This window comes from Saccharothrix sp. NBAS 001, from assembly GCF_056640475.1.
This window is the reverse complement of sequence record NZ_CM153251.1, coordinates 10,149,531-10,167,766: the sequence shown is the minus strand read 5'-3', so window position 1 is coordinate 10,167,766 and position 18,236 is coordinate 10,149,531. Positions and strand designations below refer to the sequence as shown.

Genomic DNA, 18,236 nt, shown 5'->3' with positions numbered 1-18,236 from the left:
CCGCACCCAGCACACGGCGACGCGAATCCAGCCGCCACCTGCGTCCACGCCGGTGTGCACGCACGACGAGCAGTTCCGATCTCGACGCCTCTGCCTCAGACGAGGCAAGGATCGGGGCCGCACCGACATCGTCGGTGGTTGTCGTGATGATCACTCCGTCGACGCTGAACATCGAGTCGTCTACGGGGATCGCGGCGACCGAGCCGTACTGGGTCGCATGGGATCGGCGCAAGGTCGCCCCCATCCACCACCTCCAGCGCATTCCCGGACGCGGCTCGCCGAGCACCACCCAGCGCTACCTCCACCCCAACAAGAGATCCGTCACCGACGCCGGCGAACTGCTCTCCGCACACCTCAGGTCCCCACGACGGCCGAACCTCCGGGCCTCGTGAGACGTGGTCCCCAGCTAGTCCCCCAAGCACCGCAATCGACAGTCTTGCGATGATCGATCCCGGAGCCACAGAAACGCCCTCTTACCCGGTTCTTAAGTCAAGTCAGAGAGCGTTCCAATGACCGTCGGGGCGACAGGATTTGAACCTGCGACTCCTCGACCTCCAGTCGTAGAACGACTGAGCGACGTGCTTGACCCTGTTCTTCCAGGTCGAGGTTCAGTGTAGCCAGCCGAGTAAAGGAATTATGGTCCGGACCAGATCCAGCGGACTACTCCCCCGAGCCGGCCGTCCACCAAGCGGGCCAGGCCTCCAACCGTCCTCACGAAACACGGATCGAGGAGAACGACAGGACCTGCCCAAGGCCTACATATTGCTGGCCAGCACAGAGCGCTATTCGTTTGCGTTTTCCGTCCTGGTGGACGACTGCGAAAACAGGGGAATCGCCCATTTCAGGGCGCGTCCCGGCCGGGGGCCGGGGCGGATCGAGGGGACCGCAGCGAATCCGAGGGGATCACGCCGTGCGCTATCACACCGCCACCGGGTTATCCGAAGACCAGCTTCGCGACCTCACCGACGCCGTGTGCCGCGTCATCGCGCCGCGCGCCAGCCGCAGCGGGCCGTCGAGGCGAGCGTGGCGGGACGGCCGGCGGCCCGTGCTGGAGCCCCACCAACAGGTCGAGGTGACCCTGATCCTGTTGCACACCAACGTGTCCCAGGCCACGGTCGGCGACTGGTACGGGGTGTCGCAGTCCACTGTGTCCCGCGCGTACCGGCGCGTGCTCACGGTGCTTCCGGAGCTGCCGCGCCGTTTCGTGCCGAGCATGGAACTCGCGGTGCGCCGCCGGGTGGTGCTGGTCGACGGAACCCTCGTCCCGACGGGGAACCAGACCGGGCACCGGAGCAACTCAACGGCAAACGCAGGCGGGCCGGGATCAACGTCCAAGTGCTCGCGGACCTGCGCGGGGTGCTGCTGGCGGTGTCGCGGCCGACGCCAGGCTCCATGCACGACCGGCGCTCCTACGCCCGCACGGGGTGGGAGTACGCGCTGCGCCGCGCCACCGTGATCGGCGACCTGGCCTACATCGGCACGCGGGTGATCACCCCGGCCAAACGGCAGCCTGAGCGGGAACTGTAAACGCGCTCGGATCAATCGGATCTACACACCAGCGCATCAGTGTCCTTAGATCAGCCTTCTGAAGGCTGATCAGCCAGCCCGACGCTCGCTATCGGCACTCAGTCATCATCGGATGACCTCAACGGTTTACTGTCCTTCGTGTCTTGCCACAGACCATCGACAGCGGCGTCGAGTGCGCTTTCATCCAGCTGCCTGCCGAGCGCAGCGGCGAGGACATGCGCTGCAAGTCGGGGCGGGATAGCGTTGCCGATCTGCTGAGCGATGTCACCGCCGGACCAAGGATAGTCGATGGGGAAGGTCTGTAGCCTGCCTGCTTCGGCGGTAGTGAAACGGTCGAGTTCAAGGCCGTTTTCTGTCACCAGCCTGTTACGGGAGACCTTGCCGGTGACGGTCGCGGCAGGCTCGTCGGACGTGCGTCGACCACGCGCCTTCGGGTCGCCGCCCGTGCCGTAGTTCGAAATTACGATGAACGAGTCATCACGCTTCAGCGCTTGCCCCATCGTCTCCCATGGACGAAGGCCTGCCTCACCTTGCGAGCGGGGGACTCCCTTTCGGTACCGACAGTGGGTCGGCTTGGGAAGTTCAGGCTGACGATCACGGCGGGCGATCAGGATTGCTCGGCGCCGAGTCTGAGGAACACCGAACTCTTCGGTGTTCAGGATTCCACAGTCGGCCTTGTAACCAATCGCTCCAAGCGCTTCTTTCATCGCTTCCCAAACGGGCAGGACAGCCGGAACCTGCTCCAGCACGATGACCTCGTACGGGCGGCCGAGCTTCTCTGCCGTCAGCGCCCACCGCAGCGGCTGCAGTACCAGGCCTGTGCGTTCATCATCCAGGAGGTCCAGGTCTTCGGTGACCTTCTCGTCTCCGGCGGCCATCCGCTTGACGAACGACAGCACTCGATCAAGCGCACGGCGACCCGCCCCACTTCCGGCGACCGTGTAGGTCTGACAGGGAGGGCCACCCGCGAGCATGGTTGCGCCGGGGAAGTCGCCGGGGCCGTACCTTCGCACGTCGTCTGGTTGCGTGCTGAGCCCGGCCGCAGCACGAGTTGCACACGCGTTCCTATCCCACTCGACCCCGTGCACCGTCAACCCCAGCCAGTGCGCGGCGACGTCCAGCCCACCCGGCCCGGCGAACAAGTCGACCATGTGGACCCGTTCGGGGTGGAACAGCTGCAGCTGCGAGGAGGCCATGGCGACGGATTTTATAGGGTGCCGGGCGTTGGGATCTCCAGCGACACCACCGAGGGACCAGATGTCCGAACCGGCATGCCGGGGTGCCAGTTGGTCGCCTCCCTCAAGACGGACGAGTGCTGCCCCGTCGATCAGCTCATCCGAGCCGTACCGCTTGACAACGTCGCCGTCCCGGCAACGGCAACGAGTTGGCCGCGATGTCTAGATCCAGCGGACGTCGAGGCGCGCCAAGGGATACGGTCCCTCGGTGAGTGACGACTCGACGCTGTTCGACATCGGACCGGTCAGCCGCAACCTCGATACAGACAGCCAGTCAGATGAGCACGCCGATGCAGGGCTCGCGGCGGTCGTCACCTGGTTCCGCAGTCAGCCAAACGTACAAGACCGTTTCGGTGTGCTTCTACGTCAGTCCCTGGACGAGGTACTAGACGGCCAACGAACCGGGCGCTACGACGTCGAGACCTTGGAGAAAACCGAGAAGACCTATCTGGGCACCAAGGTCGAGATCATGATCAGGGCGGCATTCAATCTCCCCCGCGGCAAGCAGATGGACTACCACGTCGCCGGACACGAGATCGACTCAAAGTTCTCGTTGCGAGCCTCATGGTCGATTCCCACAGAAGCCATGGGGCACCTGTGCCTGCTATCCGCCGCGGACGACCGTAAAGGCACGTTTGACATTGGTTTTATCCGCATCACCGAGGAGGTCTTGAACAAAGGTCGCAACAAAGATCAGAAGACGACAATTGCCGCGGCCGCCAAGAGTAAGATCGTATGGCTGGCGCACAACTCGCCCTTACCACGAAACCTCCTCCTCTCCCTGCAGCCACAACTTGTCGAAGCGATCATGAGCCCGAGATCCGGCCAACAACGGATAAACGAGCTGCTCAGACGGGTGCACGGACGCGTCATCGAACGCAACACAGCAGTTACGGTGGCCATGCAGGCCGACGGCCTCAAACGGTGCCGCGATGCCAGACCTCAACTCGCCGCGGAAGGAATCGTCGTCCTGGGTCACCAGAACGACTCACCGAACGTGGCTCGAAGCCTGGAACTACCTATACCGCACAAGGGCGCTTTTCTCGCCGTACGCTTGGTCCGCGTAGCGGCAAACACGACTGACCGCCCCGTCGTGCAAGTCGACGACTACACCTACGCCGTCGCTCGCGAGAACGAGCCCGTCGAGCATGCACCTCGAATCCGCTGCTGACCTGCGATAATCATCGAATCCAGGGTCTCGTTCCTGTGACATGCCTCCTGCGACCAGCCCGGCCGACCGCAACTCCGTTCGATGCCTCTGCCCGCAGTCGACGCTCAAAGCGTACGACTCGAAACCCCGATCCCCGGCTATCGCCATGACCGCACAGGAGTCGAGACAGCCACTCAACATAACGATACCCGCAGCACCATAAACACCGCTCTATGACTTCAGGATTAACCAGTCACTAATCACACGCTTCTCCACGGCCCACCAGAGAGCGAGGTGATGTAAGTACCAGGCACGCAATGCGCAATAATGCGGTCCTGCCGACCTGAGGCGACGACGCCAGCCGGTGCGACATGAACAGACCCTATGACCTCGCGTGTTCGGGCAGGCGGTGAGACGAACGTGAGCAGAACGCTCTTCGTGATCCCGTGTGGAGCAGCGAAGCTCTCTCGGCCGAGCCCCGGGCGAACTCTCTACACAGGGTCGATGTTCCGGTACTGCCTCACCGTGGTCGAGGAGGAGGCCGAACTGTCCAGCACCGCAGGCCGCAGTGCAGCGGTGAGGATCCTGTCGGCGCAGCACGGCCTGCTCGACCTCGACAGGTATGTCGAGCCCTACGACCGGAGGATGACGGACCGGGATGCGGTCCCGGCGACAGTCATAGCCGATCAGCTCTTGCTGTTGGCTGAGGCTGGCGACATCGACATCCATGCCTTCCTCCCACGCTCCTACCTTGCCAGGCTGCTGGCCGCCCGCCAGATGATCGAACAACGCCGCCACTCCATCCGCGTCCACGATCACTACCTGGGCACCCGAGGTATCGGCTACCAACGGCAGATACTGGCCGCGCTCCGCTCGACTCGAGGCACGGACGACACCCGCGCGCCTTGGCGCCGTCCTGACTCGGATGGGCGGCCAGCCGAAGTCGAGTGCGGGTCTGTACAACGGTCGGTGTAAGTCCTGATCAAGGATGAGCGCTGATGGAAGAGATGATGTCCGGCGTGGAGAACGTCGAGGACCCGAAGCCCGGGACCGGCCTGGACGGCCCGGACGAGCAGTTGATCGACCGGCTCGTGGGCCAGGCCCGGGCCGGTGGTCTGAAGCTGACCGGTGAGGGCGGGGTGTTGCAGCAGCTCACGAAGCGGCTGCTGGAGTCCGCGCTGGAAGGCGAGATCACCGACCACCTCGGTTGTGACAGGCACGACCCGGCCGGTCGCGGGACCGGGAACTCGCGCAACGGCAGCCGGTCCAAGACCGTGTTGACCGACGTCGGCCCGGTGGAGATCGACGTGCCCCGTGACCGCAACGCGGAGTTCGAGCCGCGCATCGTGGCCAAGCGGCAGCGGCGCCTGACCGGGGTGGACGAGATGGTGATCTCCATGTCCGCGAAAGGTTTGACCACCGGGGAGATCTCGGCCCACCTGGCCGAGGTCTACGGGGCCGAGGTGTCCCGCCAGACCATTTCCACCATCACCGACAAGGTGGTCGAGGGCATGGTCGAATGGCAGAACCGACCCCTGGACCCGGTCTATCCGGTCGTGTTCGTCGACGCGATCCACGTCAAGGTCCGCGACGGCCAGGTCGCCAACCGGCCCGTCCACATGGCCATGGCCGTGACCGTCGAGGGCCACCGCGACATCCACGGGCTCTGGGCCGGGGACGGCGGAGAGGGCGCCAAGTACTGGCTCCACGTGCTCACCGAGCTGCGCAACCGCGGCGTCGCCGACGTGCTCATGCTCGTCTGCGACGGTGTGACCGGGCTGCCCGACGCGGTGACCGCGGTCTGGCCCCGCACGGTCGTGCAGACCTGCATCGTCCATTTGTTGCGCAACAGCTTCCGCTACGCCGGCCGCCAACACCGGGCCGCCGTCTCCAAGGCCCTCAAGCCGGTCTACACCGCCCCGACCGAGGCCGCCACCAGGGAACGGTTCGCCGAGTTCACCGAAGCCTGGGGCGCGCGTTGTCCGGCGATCGTCCGGCTCTGGGACAACGCCTGGGCGGAGTTCGTCCCGTTCCTCGCATTCGACACCGAGATCCGACGGGTGATCTGCTCCACCAACGCGATCGAGTCGGTCAACGCCCGCATCCGCCGCGCGGTCAAGGCCCGAGGCCACTTCCCCAACGAGCAGGCCGCCCTCAAATGTGTCTACATGGCCGTCATGGCCCTGGACCCCACCGGGACCGGACGCAAAACGCTGGACCATGCGCTGGAAACCCGCCCTGAACGCCTTCGACATCGCCTTCGACGGCCGCCTCACCACCGGACGCGAGTAACACCCACCTTTCCGACCCGACCTACACCCAACACTGGACAGACCCAAGCATGCCGCTTGACCAGCAGCGATGACTTTTCGAGCGGCACAGGGTGCTCCAATCGGAGCCGCTGCTGCGACCAGGTGTTCGGGCCCTATCGCGGTTCGCTGCGGGTGGGCAGGACGGGCTGCGGGGTGTCGTGGACGGGTAGACGGTCTTGGGCGCGGGCACGGAGTCCGGTGCCGTATCGGTCGATCTGTTTGTGGACGACGGTGGGGGCGTCCGGGGCGGGCCAAAGAGCGAGTCGGTAGAACTCGACGGGTTCCTCGGCGACCTGGTCAACGGCGGTGTCGCGGCCTCGGACGTGGACGCGCACCCGGTAGGTGCCGGGGCCGGCGTGGGTGAGCGTGGGCAGCCCGTCGGGTGGGTTGCGCATGAGCCCGGCGGCGAGGACCTCGCCCTGTGGTGCTTCGAGGGAGATTTCCACGACTTCGTCCCACGGCCGGGTGTCCGGTTCGGGCGCGTGGTCGTGCAGGTCCACGGACAGGTCGACACAACCGGTGTGGATGCCGGTGAGGACGACCACGGCCCCAGGCTGGGCGGCCACCAGCCCGTTGGCGTACGCGGCGTCCAACGTGGGTGCCGAGACGGCGTCCGCGCCGCGGTCGACGAGGTGGAACTGGTGGTAGCTCAGACGTAGGAGGACGTGGGCGTTCCTCACCGGCTCGTTCACAGCGTGTCCACTCCGTATCCGTGGGTCAGGGGACGATGGTCACCAGGAAAGCATCGTGGTCCAGGATCCGGTTGCTGCTAAAGAAGGACGACAGCACGCCACCTCCACCGGTGTTCTGCCTGTCGTCGATCATCCGCCGGCTAAAGTTGCCCCCGCCGGTGACCGCGCCTTCCCAGGTGGAGGCCATCGGGTACTCGTCACAGCTCTTTCCGGGAGGGCGCGGCAGGTCACTGGGGCAGGCGACAGCCCGGTTGCGTTCGTGGAGGGCGTCGTCGGTCAGGCGGTGCAGCGGCGCGTCGTCCCGTCCTCCGGGCAGTCCGGCCGCCTGGGCGTCGCGGATGTGTTCGGCCAGTTCGTTGTACGGACCGGTGAGACTGAAGACCACTGCCGGCCGGTAGGTGGCGAACACGCAGCCGCCGTCGTGGACGGAGATGCCGGGAAGGGCGTTGTCGCACCGGACCGCCGGCGGCGTCGCGGACACCGTGTTCGTGGTCGCCCAGCGCGGGTGGGTGAACCAGTAGGTGAGGGTGGTCGTCGCGCTGCCGATCGCGCCCCTCGCTCTGGCGGTCGTGTCGATGTAGAACTCGCCGTTGGCCTTGTCCCTGGGGTTCACCGACTGTGAGGGGAAACTGCCGGTGATGTTGGTGCAGTCGCCGGTGCAGTTGAGCCCTCCCTGCGCACTGGCTCCCAATGCCGCGCCCCAGCCCGAGTACGGGCTGATGGTCGCCTGATGCGCCCAGGTGATCTGCCTGCTGTTGGTGTAGGAGTAGTGGATCTCCCAGTAGTCCAGCTCGCCGACGACGGTTCCGGACGGCACTTGGCGGACGGTGAGTCGCATGTCCTTCTGCAGGCACGAGCCGGAGCGGGTCAGCCACCAACTGCCGTCGGGTTGGCACCAGGACGGGATGGGCTGGATGGCCGACGGTGTCGGCCGATCGGGAGGAGTCCGGCGGTTCGGCGCGGTACAGGCCACGGTCGCCGCTCCCGACGCGACCAGTTGTGCCCACATCCGATCGACTTCCCCGCACCCGTCCACCGCGTGGTGCGCGACCCGTACCGCTGGCGTCCCGGACGCCTGGTGCGCCACGTCACCCCTGTGCGGGATCTCCTCGGCCGCTGCCACATCGCCGTTCACCAGCGACAGCGACAGTATTACAGCGGTCACACCGACGGCACGTAACCGGTATCTCATCGTCAGCCCCCTCTTGTTGCAAAGAAATCGGAACACAGTTCTTCAGGCGGGAGTAACAACCGTTACTCCATTCGAATGCCACACCCCCGCGCCGACCGGATATGCCACCTGCGCCATGACGGGCCTCTTCGCACGGAGCAGGGCGTTTCGGGCATAACCGACCGGCGCACCCGACCCGGGAGACACTGCACAACAGTTCTCGTGAACGGTGCCTCAGCTCGGAACAGCGCTTCCCACCGCCAGCACACGGACCGTTCCCACACGACTCGGTAGAAGGTCTACAGCCACCTTCCACATATCGACCCCGTGTCAGCCGCACCACATCCGCACCGAGAACAATATCGCCAACCGGTTCACCGGGGAAAGAAGAAGAGAAACTCACTCAATCGGCCCAGCGTTCACATGAGCACGGTTCACAGACAGTGGCGGGGCGATATCGAATACATGACACACGGGCGATAGAGTCATTTCACATATAGGTGAAATCTCACGCCCATCAAGAGATCCCGAGTACCCCCTGAACAATTGTTGTTCAATTCTCCACACGCTGTACTACCCTGCTGCGCCGTGGGGGAAGAACTCGCGGAAAAGTACGCCAGACACGCTGTCGACGCATTGGCAGACAGCGTCCGAGACCACTTCGGAGATGATGTGCTCGCAAGACTGTGGGCTGCCGAACAAGTCCGACGCGTCGTCGAACGCAGACTCGACGCCGAACTCGCCGAGGCCCGCCTCTCGCGACCTCCGAACCGGACACGCCACTACACCTGGGAAGAACTCGGGGCTGTCCTGGGCATCTCCCCCCAGGGAGCACGTCAACGTGCCCTGCGCCGCCGATCACCCGTCGATCCTCAACGCTGACCGTTCCATGCTGGTCAACGTGCCGGTCGGGTCGGACAGTTCCAGCGAGATCTCCAGGACCAGCTGCCCCACGACTGACTGGCTGCGGCCTGGGCGACGGGGAAGACGTCGAGCCGACGGCCGGGAGACGGGGTGCACGTCATCCCAGGAAAGGGGCAGGAGCATGCAGAGGACTTCGGGGGGACCGGTCACCCCTCGGGCCAGGACGTGGCAGGGCCGGCAGTCAAAGCTGCCTGCGGCGATCGGGCTCACTGGGCGGTAACGGCTCCGCACAGTCCTCGCCGAACGCACAAAAACGATGTCCTCGGTGGTGCACGCGGGATCGATGTACCGGCATTACACGGGTCGCAGGGTGCAGAACGTCATGTTCCCGGTGAAGAACTGCGGGTCCGTGAGGATCGGTGCCGCAGAGACGTATTCGGCCAGACGCATGTGCGGCAGCTCGCGGTTGGCCCGGTGGAGGGCAGCCCAGACGAATGCCGCCCTTGCCGCAGCAATGTCGCCGCTCGTGCCTCGCCCTCGCCCGCCAGGTCAGCATCCGGGACGCCAGGCCCGTTGACCGCGATCTCGTAGTCCAGCGTCTGCGTGGACGCGGGTCGCTCGCCGAAGTAGCTTTCATACCAGGCTCTGAGTAGGACCGCGTCGTCGCCGACCGCCCGGCCGCGTTCTGTGACCGGACCGAGGCCGGAAGCCAGGTCCACACAAGTCACGAAGACTCAGCCCTGTCAGCCGGGCCACAATGGGCAAACGATCACCACCGTGTGACGACCGTTTCCATGAAGCTAAACTCCAACACCGCCGTGGCTAGTAGCGTGTCGCTGCTTAGTTGTGGTGTATGTGGCTGGGATGGTGTTGTTCGGCAGGCCCTTATCCTGCTGGACAAGGACTACTGCCATGGCCTCACTGATGAAGCGGCCGGTCAGGTTGTCGGCGCGGGATCGTGAAGAGTTGATCCGGCTGACCACCACGGGCGTGAGTCCGGCATCGACGATCATGCGGGCGCGGGTGCTGCTCGCGCTGGACGCCTCCGTGGGCGAGATCGGCCCGAAGGAGGTGATCGCGACCCGGCTCGGGGTCTCGGGTGAGACGCTGCGGCTGGTCGCCAGGCGGTTCGCCGAGACCGGCGGCGACATTCGCGCCACGATCTCGCGCAAGAAGCGCGGCCTTCCGCCGGTGCCGTCCCAGGTGACCGGCGAGGTGGAAGCCCGGCTGATCGCGCTGGCGTGCTCGCAGCCGCCTGCCGGACACGCCCGATGGTCGTTGCGGTTGCTGGAAAAACACGTCGAGCTCACCGAGGACATCCCGAACCTGGACCACTCCACCATCGGCCGGGTCCTAAAAAACGGAATTGCGCCCTCATCTGAGGAAGTGCTGGAACATCCCGCCGCCGGCGAACGCGGAGTTCGCCGCCCGCATGGAGGACGTGCTGGCGGTCTACGCCCGGCCGCACGACCCCAACCGTCCAGTGGTGTGCATGGACGAGAAGCCCTTCCAGCTACTCGGTCACGTCCGCGAACCGCTGCCGGCCCGTCCGGGCCGCGACGCCCGCGAGGACAGCGAATACGTCCGCTGCGGCACCTGCTCGATCTTCGTGTGGGCAGAGCCCCTGCGAGGGTGGCGCCGTGTCCACGCCCTGGACCGGCGGACCAAGATCGACTGGGCCGGGCAGGTCAGACAACTCCTGACCGTGGACTATCCCGACGCCGAGACCGTGGTGCTGGTCATGGACAACCTCAACACCCACGGCATCGCCTCGCTCTACGAGGCCTTCGCACCCGACGAGGCCTTCGCCCTCGCCCAGCGACTCGAGATCCACCACACCCCCAAACACGGGTCCTGGCTCAACATCGCCGAGATCGAACTGTCCACGCTGGCGCGGCAATGCCTCGACCGCCGCATCGACGACCTCGACACCCTCAACGCCGAACTCGCCGCCTGGCAACACGCCATCAACACCGAGCAACGCCAAGTCCGCTGGCAGTTCACCACCGACCATGCACGCGTCAAACTCCGCCATCTATACCCCAAGAGTTAGCCGCGACACGCTACTAGTAGTGCTTTGTTAGGTGTTGCTGACCTGGGGTGTTGCTGTGGGTATTCGGGTCTGGACGGGTTGTCGGCAGGTGTTGCAGACGCCCGTCCAGACCGCGAGTAAGGCCTGGAGTTCGCGCAGGACCGCGTAGAGCGTCAGGCCTGCGCAGGGGCTTTTGGGGTGCGGCGGAGCCGGGTGCAGACGGCCTGGGCGACGGCGGCGAGGGTGACGTGACGATGCCAGCCGAGCCAGGCACGGCCTTCGAAGTGGTCCAGGCCGAGTCCGTCTTTGAGTTCGCGGTAGTCGTGCTCGATGCGCCAGCGGATCTTGGCCAGCCGCACCAAGTCCCGCAGCCGGATATCGGCTGGCAGGGTCGACAGCCAGTAGTCGGTGGGCTCGGGTTCACCGGGCGGCCACTCGGCCAGCAGCCAGCACTCGGGCAGGCTGCCGTCAGCGGCGCGGGGGATGTTGCGGCCGGCCGCACCCGCAACGCCAGAAACCGCGATCGCATGCTCGCGGTCGGGTTGCCTGGCGTCTTCCTGGATCCATGGCGCCACACCACAAACCTGCCCGCCGAGCGTCCGGCGTTCATCGCCAAGGTCTTCAGATCCACCGGTTTGTCCTGATAGCGCGGCCCCGGCGGACGGCCGTTGCCGACCCAGGCCGCAGTCGCCAGCACCGACTCGGCGGGGTGAGCGGTCGCGTCCGCCCTGACGGCCAGTACGTAGGTCAGGCCGCGTTCGGTCAGGCCAAGCCGGAACTCGGCGGCATCTCCGTAGCCTGCATCAGCGACCACCGGCCGTCTGGGCAGGCCCCACTCGGTGACGACCTCGTCGAGCATGCCCAGCGCCAGCCGCCACTTCTCCTTGTGCCGCACCTTGTCCGGGATCGCACTGCGCGCCCGGCGAGCCCGGATCCCGGCCGCCGCCAGGTCATCGGCAGCTTTCTCGTCGTCCCAGGATTCCGGCAGGAACAGTCGCCAGTCGATCGTGGCCGAGGCCCAGTCGGTGACCGCGTGCACGCTCACCCCGATCTGACAATTCCCGGTCTTGCCCACAGCGCCGCAGTACATCCGCGCCACACCGGGAGAATCCTTGCCGTCCTTGGGAAACCCGGTGTCGTCGACGACCGGCGCGTCCGGATCGACGAACCCCGCAGCCCACCCGGCCAGGCGGCGGCGCACCTCGACGTGATCCCACGTCGAGGTGCTCACGAACTGCTGCAACTGCTGATGATCGACCCCGAGCCGCGCCGCCATCGGCTGCATCGACTTGCGCTTGCCGTCCAGCATCAACCCACGCAGCTACAGCTCGCCCTTCGCCCGCTGATCACGCCGCGCGAACCCGCCGAACATCGACGCGGCGAACTCTTCGATCACCGGCCGAACCCGAGCCATCTCCTCCGGAGTCACCCCACAAGAAGACCACATCACTCGGTCGACACAGCAACCGCACCTAACAAAGCACTACTAGCCACGGGCAGCCTGCTCGGCATCGCCCACCGGTTGCCTGCCGGTCGAACCGCCAAGCCGGAGTTGCTGCTCGACCCGGTACGAGTGGCCGTCGGCCCGGGGCAAGGCGAGCCTGCGGGACTGTAAAACGAGCGGTGTAACTCCCGATCATGGAAGTGCACCTGATGACCGAGATGATGTCCGGCGTGGAACGCGCTGAGGACCCGAAGTCCGAGACCGGCCCGGGCGGCTTGGACGGCCTGGACGGCCTGGACGGCCTGGACGAGCAGCTGATCGACCAGCTCGTGGGCCGGGCCAGGGCCGGCGGGCTGAAGCTGACCGGTGAGGGCGGGGTGTTGCAGCAGCTGACCAAGCGGCTGCTGGAGTCGGCCCTGGAAGGCGAGATCACCGACCACCTGGGCTACGACAAGCACGACCCGGCCGGTCGCGGCACGGGCAATTCGCGCAACGGAACCCGCGCGAAGACGGTGTTGACCGACGTGGGTCCGGTGGAGATCGACGTGCCCCGCGACCGGGAGGCGAGCTTCGAACCTCGGATCGCGGCCAAGCGGCAGCAGCGGTTGACCGGGGTGGACGAGATGGTGATCTCTTTGTCCGCCAAGGGTTTGACCACCGGGGAGATCAGCGCGCACCTGGCCGAGGTCTATGGGGCCGAGGTGTCCCGGCAGACCATTTCCACGATCACCGACAAGGTGGTCGAGGGCATGGTCGAATGGCAGAACCGGCCCCTGGACGTCGTCTACCCGGTGGTCTTCATCGACGCGGTCCACGTGAAGATCCGGGACGGGCAGGTCGCCAATCGGCCCGTCTACATGGCGATGGCGGTGACCGTCGAGGGCCACCGGGACATCCTCGGGTTGTGGGCAGGGGACGGTGGCGAGGGCGCGAAGTACTGGTTGCACGTGCTCACCGAGCTGCGTAACCGCGGTGTCGCCGACGTGCTCATGGTGGTCTGCGACGGGCTGACCGGACTGCCCGACGCGGTCACCACGGTCTGGCCGCGCACGGTCGTGCAGACCTGCGTCGTCCACCTGCTGCGCAACAGCTTCCGCTACGCCGCACGTCAGCACTGGGACGCCGTCGCCAAGTCCCTCAAGCCCGTCTACACCGCCCCGACCGAGGCCGCCGCGAGGGAGCGGTTCGCCGAGTTCGCGGACGCCTGGGGCGCCCGCTATCCGGCGATCGTGCGGTTGTGGGACAACGCCTGGGCCGAGTTCGTGCCGTTCCTCGCGTTCGACACCGAGATCCGACGGATCGTCTGCTCCACGAACGCGATCGAGTCGGTCAACGCCCGCATCCGCCGGGCGGTCAAGGCCCGGGGCCATTTCCCCAACGAGCAGGCCGCGCTCAAGTGTGTCTACCTGGCGGTCATGAGCCTGGATCCGACCGGCACCGGACGCAAACGCTGGACCATGCGCTGGAAACCGGCGCTCAACGCGTTCGAGATCGCCTTCGACGGCCGCCTGGCCGCCGGACGCAAGTAGCCCCTTCACAACCAGAGTTACACCGCTCGTTTGACAGACCCGGAACGGATTCCCTGCCGCAGTCACAGACAGCGGGCGGGACCGCTCATCGGCAGATGCGGACGTTCTCCGACGCGCTGCTCGCGGCATGAGAGCGCGTTGATCATGGCAGCGTGGATCCCCACCGGTGGCGCACAGCGTTACCTCTGGCCAGGTGTCCGTTCATCGGCATGTGCGGATGTCGGTGTTGACCGGTCGAGGGGGTCGGGTGGGCCGCTGGGCAGCATGGGCGATCATGGCTGCCGGGACTGGTGTCCGCCGCTGTCGGGGAGTTGCACTCCTGCTGGTGGGGCGTGGCAAATCTGAGGGGCTGTACGGGATGGACAAGTACTTCCTGAACCCTGGCCGGCGAGTACCGGGTCGCGGCGGAACTTCTCAAGCGCGAGTTGTTCGCCACGATCACCTACGGGAACCGCAAGGGCGCCGACATCTACGCGATCGGCGACAACCGGCGGACCGCCGTGATCGAGGTCAAGGCGTCCGGCCGGGGTCGGTTCGTCACGAGCTTCCACCAGAAGTACGCCGACGAGACGAAGCCCCATCCCGACTTCTGGGTGCTGTACTCACTGGCCGGGGACGGGTCCGAGCGGTTCTTCGTCCTCACCCACCGGGAACTGGCCCAGGCACAGGCACAGCGCAACCATCCCGGGCAGACCCCGAGCCGGGCCGAGGCCGCCCAGGCCGCAGCCCGTGGCGTCGACAACCTGCTGCTCAAGGATGTCGCGGACCACGAGGCACGCTGGGACAAGATCGTCGACTACTGCACGACCGAATTGTCGTAGAAGCACAGCCATCACCGCTACGGCACGGGGTGCCACGTCCACGCCCGATCTGCGGCATGAGCGGATGTTCGCTTGGCGACGAAACCGCTGAGGTCGGGGCGTGTCGCCTGTGGGCTGGATGTTCTTGGTTCGGTGGTGGCTTGTGGGTGTCGGTGTCTGTTAGCCCGTCCGGGTGCTGGTCGGGGGTTTTGGTGGCTGGTTGGTCGTGTGTCTGCGGATGCTGTAGGGGCGTCGGATGGAGGGGTTGCCCGTGTCGGATCGTGTGCCGTCGTTGCAGGAGTTGATCAAGCGTCGTCAGACGGGCGGGTTCGTGGGGAGACGTGAGCAGTTGGGTGCGTTCGAGGCGAATCTGGGGCTGTCGGTCGATGATGCGCGGCGGCGGTTCCTGTTCTGCCTTCACGGTTCGGCGGGGGTGGGCAAGACGTTCCTGGTGCGGCGGTTCGCCCGGATGGCGCGGGAGCGGGGTGTGTTGACGGCGTACGTGGACGAGTCCGCGTATGACGTGGTGACCGCTGTGGCGACGGTCGTCGGGGAGTTGGCCGGGCAGGGTGCCCGGTGTCGGGAGTTTCCGGGGCTTGTGGAGGAGTACCGGACGCGGCGTCACGAGTTGGAGTCGGACCCGGAGACGCCGGAGGAGGTGTCCTCGGCGTTGACGCGTACCGCGGTGCGGGTGGGGTTGCGGTTGGCCGGTGACCTTCCTCTGGTGGGGGCGGTGGCGGGCGAGGTGGATTCCGAGGCGGTGGCGCGGCGGCTGGACCGGGCGCGGGCGTTTCTGGGGCGCAGGTTCCGCAGCCTGGAGGATGTGCGGTTGCTGTTGTCGCCGGTGGAGGTGCTGACCGCGGCGTTCGTGCGGGATCTGGCCGCGATCTCGGACGCCCGGCCGGTCGCGTTGTTCTTCGACACCTACGAGCGCACCGGGGTGTTCCTGGAGTCCTGGTTGCTGGACCTGCTGGCCGGCCGGTACGGGGACCTGCCCGGCAGTCTGCTGCTGACGGTGGCCGGACAGGCGCCGTTGGACGCCAACCGCTGGGGCGACTACCTGGCGGTGCGGACCGACTTCCCGCTGGAGGTGTTCACCGACGCCGAGGCGCGCCAGTTGCTGTCGGCGCAGGGTGTGACCGACTCCCGGGTCGTGGAGACGGTGCTGGAGCTGTCGGGCAGGCTCCCGGTGTGGGTGGCCACCCTGGCCAGTGCGCGGCCCGGCGGCGCCGACATGGTGGGCGACCCGAGCGGGGACGCGGTCGAGCGGTTCCTCAAGTGGGAGCAGGACCCCCGCCGCCGTGCCGCCGCTCTGCGGGGCGCGCTGCCCCGGACACTCGACCGCGACGTGTTCGCCGTGGTGGACGGCGACTCGGAGGAGCGGTTCGACTGGCTGCGGCGGCTGCCGTTCGTGGTCGAGCACCCCGACGGCTACCGGTACCACGACGTGGTGCGCTCGGCGATGCTGCGCGTGCTGCGCAGGAACTCCACCGCTGACTGGACACGGCACCACCGCACCCTGGCCGGGCACTACCGTGCGGCCAAGGACGCCCTGGACCTCGCCGGCCGCGACGCGCTGAAGAACCAGACGTGGCAACAACTCGCCATCCAGGAGTGCTACCACGACCTCTGCGCCCGCGGGACCGCCGCGCTGCCCGTCGCCCTGGGCGGTCTGGTCGACGCCATCGCCTGGCACCCCTCGCTGGCGACCTCCTGGACCCAGGCCATCACACACGCCGGCAGGGACGCCGCCAACCCGGATCTCACTCGACACCTCAAGGACCTCCCGCCCGTCCCACAAGACGACACCCCGCCCACAGACCTCCTCACCGCCCTGATCGCCCACCACCAACTGACCCCGGCCCACAAAGCCACTGCGCTCGCCGAACGAGGCCAAATCCAGCGGCTGACGGAGCGGTACGCGGAGGCGCTGGCCGACTTCGACCGCGCCATCGAACTCAACCCCGAGTCCGCGCGAGCCATCACCGACCGCGGTGAGACCTATCAGTCCCTGAAGCGGTACGCGGAGGCGCTGGCCGACTTCGACCGCGCCATCGAACTGGACCCCGAATACACGTGGGCCATCGCCATCCGCGGACTCACCTATCGGTTCTTGGAGCGGTACGCGGAGGCGCTGGCCGACTTCGACCGCGCCATCGAACTGGACCCCGAATACGCGGGGGCCATTGCCAACCGCGGACAGACCTACAGGCTGACGAAGCGATACACGGAGGCGCTGGCCGACTTCGACCGCGCCATCGAACTCAACCCCGAGTCCGCGTGGGCCGTCACGAGCCGCGGTGAGACCTATCGGTTCTTGGAGCGGTACGCGGAGGCGCTGGCCGACTTCGACCGCGCCATCGGACTGGACCCCGAATACACGTGGGCCATCACCAACCGCGGACAGACCTACAGGCTGACGAAGCGATACACGGAGGCGCTGGCCGACTTCGACCGCGCCATCGAACTCAACCCCGAATACACGTGGGCCATCACCAACCGCGGACTCACCTATCGGTTCTTGGAGCGGTACGCGGAGGCGCTGGCCGACTTCGACCGCGCCATCGAACTGGACCCCGAGTCCGCGTGGGCCATCACCAACCGCGGACAGACCTACAGGCTGACGAAGCGATACGCGGAGGCGCTGGCCGACTATGACCGCGCCATCGAACTCAACCCCGAGTCCGCGTGGGCCGTCACCAACCGCGGACTCACCTATCGATCCTTGGAGCGGTACGCGGAGGCGCTGGCCGACTTCGACCGCGCCATCGAACTGGACCCCGAATACACGTGGGCCATCACCAACCGCGGACAGACCTACAGGCTGACGAAGCGATACACGGAGGCGCTGGCCGACTTCGACCGCGCCATCGAACTCAACCCCGAATACACGTGGGCCATCACCAACCGCGGACAGACCTACAGGCTGACGAAGCGATACACGGAGGCGCTGGCCGACTTGGAACAGGCTGTCAGGCTAGACCCCAGTAGCGACTGGGAGTGTTACCAGATTGCATTGGTTCTCATGGCCACAGGCAGAGTCGATGAGGCCAGAAAAGAGCTCAAGAAGGCAATGAACTTGGCTTGCGAGGGCATGCCGCACACTGGCATTACAAGCTTCAATATCGTCATATATGAAATCGCTCTCGGCCAGCGTGTGGTCGCCCTGAAGAAGCTGACCGAAATTCTCCATACCGAAGCGGGCGCGTCGCCGTCTGCCATCAATGCGGCAATCGACGATCTAGGAGAACTAAGCAAGGAAATGCAATGGGATCTCTCCGAGTTTGCAGAGATGCTCACGCATGAATTGCAGTCGTAGCCGCATCTAATCCCGCGCGGGACAGCAAGGAGGAACGGGCGCGACCGAGGCCGCCCAGAGCGGCTCGGGGTTTCGTCGGTGGCTGCCCGACACATGTGCGCAACGACTCGCACTATCTTCTCGACCCGCTCGAAGTCGGCATCGGTCAGCGCCGAGCAACG

Annotated in this window: 11 protein-coding genes and 5 pseudogenes; 11 read left to right on the top strand and 5 right to left on the bottom strand. The window is 66.2% G+C overall.

Annotation, left to right across the window (positions count from 1 at the left end):
* The first annotated feature begins 146 nt into the window (after nucleotides 1-146).
* The 3 genes and pseudogenes from AC0HI0_RS46155 to AC0HI0_RS46145 all read left to right on the top strand — a co-directional run bounded on the left by AC0HI0_RS46155 (nucleotide 147) and on the right by AC0HI0_RS46145 (nucleotide 1,527).
* Nucleotides 147-392: a hypothetical protein gene (locus tag AC0HI0_RS46155; RefSeq protein WP_480929771.1), complete on the top strand. Its 246-nt coding sequence runs from the start codon at nucleotides 147-149 to the stop codon at nucleotides 390-392.
* Nucleotides 393-910: 518 nt separating this feature from the next.
* Nucleotides 911-1,171, top strand: a pseudogene (locus AC0HI0_RS46150) (transposase family protein); the annotation flags it as partial.
* Nucleotides 1,123-1,527 carry a transposase family protein gene (locus AC0HI0_RS46145; RefSeq protein ID WP_480934545.1) on the top strand — a complete coding sequence of 135 codons (405 nt, stop codon included), beginning with the start codon at nucleotides 1,123-1,125 and terminating at the stop codon, nucleotides 1,525-1,527. The pseudogene AC0HI0_RS46150 and the gene AC0HI0_RS46145, both read left to right, overlap by 49 nt.
* 98 nt (nucleotides 1,528-1,625) lie before the next feature.
* Here the strand turns inward: AC0HI0_RS46145 and AC0HI0_RS46140 are convergent, their stop codons facing one another.
* Entirely contained in the window at nucleotides 1,626-2,723 is a 1,098-nt protein-coding gene (locus AC0HI0_RS46140; protein WP_480929770.1) for a DNA cytosine methyltransferase, read from the bottom strand.
* Between the two features lie 247 nt (nucleotides 2,724-2,970).
* On the opposite strand from AC0HI0_RS46140, the gene AC0HI0_RS46135 reads away from it, so the two are divergent.
* Entirely contained in the window at nucleotides 2,971-3,933 is a 963-nt protein-coding gene (locus AC0HI0_RS46135; protein WP_480929769.1) for a NaeI family type II restriction endonuclease, read from the top strand.
* A gap of 63 nt (nucleotides 3,934-3,996) precedes the next feature.
* Here the strand turns inward: AC0HI0_RS46135 and AC0HI0_RS46130 are convergent.
* A pseudogene (locus AC0HI0_RS46130) lies at nucleotides 3,997-4,113 on the bottom strand (7-cyano-7-deazaguanine synthase); the annotation flags it as partial.
* Between the two features lie 183 nt (nucleotides 4,114-4,296).
* Here AC0HI0_RS46130 and AC0HI0_RS46125 point away from each other — a divergent pair.
* Nucleotides 4,297-4,887 (top strand): DUF6884 domain-containing protein, encoded by a 591-nt coding sequence (locus AC0HI0_RS46125; RefSeq protein WP_480929768.1) that lies wholly within the window; start codon nucleotides 4,297-4,299, stop codon nucleotides 4,885-4,887.
* Between the two features lie 35 nt (nucleotides 4,888-4,922).
* Nucleotides 4,923-6,204 (top strand): annotated as a pseudogene (locus AC0HI0_RS46120) (IS256 family transposase).
* A gap of 133 nt (nucleotides 6,205-6,337) precedes the next feature.
* Here AC0HI0_RS46120 and AC0HI0_RS46115 read toward each other — a convergent pair.
* Together AC0HI0_RS46115 and AC0HI0_RS46110 are read right to left on the bottom strand one after the other, a co-directional pair.
* Entirely contained in the window at nucleotides 6,338-6,916 is a 579-nt protein-coding gene (locus tag AC0HI0_RS46115) for a hypothetical protein (protein WP_480929767.1), read from the bottom strand.
* A 25-nt stretch (nucleotides 6,917-6,941) separates the two neighbouring features.
* On the bottom strand, nucleotides 6,942-8,108 hold the full coding sequence (locus tag AC0HI0_RS46110) for a NucA/NucB deoxyribonuclease domain-containing protein (protein WP_480929766.1): 1,167 nt from the start codon (nucleotides 8,106-8,108) through the stop codon (nucleotides 6,942-6,944).
* Between the two features lie 1,707 nt (nucleotides 8,109-9,815).
* Between AC0HI0_RS46110 and AC0HI0_RS46105 the strand changes: the two are divergent.
* Both AC0HI0_RS46105 and AC0HI0_RS46100 read left to right on the top strand, forming a co-directional pair.
* Nucleotides 9,816-10,247 (top strand): annotated as a pseudogene (locus AC0HI0_RS46105) (hypothetical protein); the annotation flags it as partial.
* Nucleotides 10,248-10,317: 70 nt separating this feature from the next.
* Nucleotides 10,318-11,004: an IS630 family transposase gene (locus AC0HI0_RS46100; protein ID WP_480929765.1), complete on the top strand. Its 687-nt coding sequence runs from the start codon at nucleotides 10,318-10,320 to the stop codon at nucleotides 11,002-11,004.
* A gap of 152 nt (nucleotides 11,005-11,156) precedes the next feature.
* Here the strand turns inward: AC0HI0_RS46100 and AC0HI0_RS46095 are convergent.
* Nucleotides 11,157-12,412 (bottom strand): annotated as a pseudogene (locus tag AC0HI0_RS46095) (IS701 family transposase).
* Nucleotides 12,413-12,636: 224 nt separating this feature from the next.
* Between AC0HI0_RS46095 and AC0HI0_RS46090 the strand changes: the two are divergent.
* The 3 genes from AC0HI0_RS46090 (at nucleotide 12,637) to AC0HI0_RS46080 (ending at nucleotide 18,075) form a co-directional block, all read left to right on the top strand.
* A complete protein-coding gene (locus AC0HI0_RS46090; RefSeq protein WP_480934544.1) occupies nucleotides 12,637-13,956 on the top strand; it encodes an IS256 family transposase in 1,320 nt (439 codons plus the stop codon).
* A 425-nt stretch (nucleotides 13,957-14,381) separates the two neighbouring features.
* The gene (locus AC0HI0_RS46085) at nucleotides 14,382-14,777 is read left to right on the top strand and encodes a hypothetical protein (RefSeq protein ID WP_480929764.1); all 396 of its coding nucleotides are present in this window, start codon (nucleotides 14,382-14,384) and stop codon (nucleotides 14,775-14,777) included.
* A 250-nt stretch (nucleotides 14,778-15,027) separates the two neighbouring features.
* A complete protein-coding gene (locus AC0HI0_RS46080; protein ID WP_480929763.1) occupies nucleotides 15,028-18,075 on the top strand; it encodes a tetratricopeptide repeat protein in 3,048 nt (1,015 codons plus the stop codon).
* The last annotated feature ends 161 nt before the right edge of the window (nucleotides 18,076-18,236 follow it).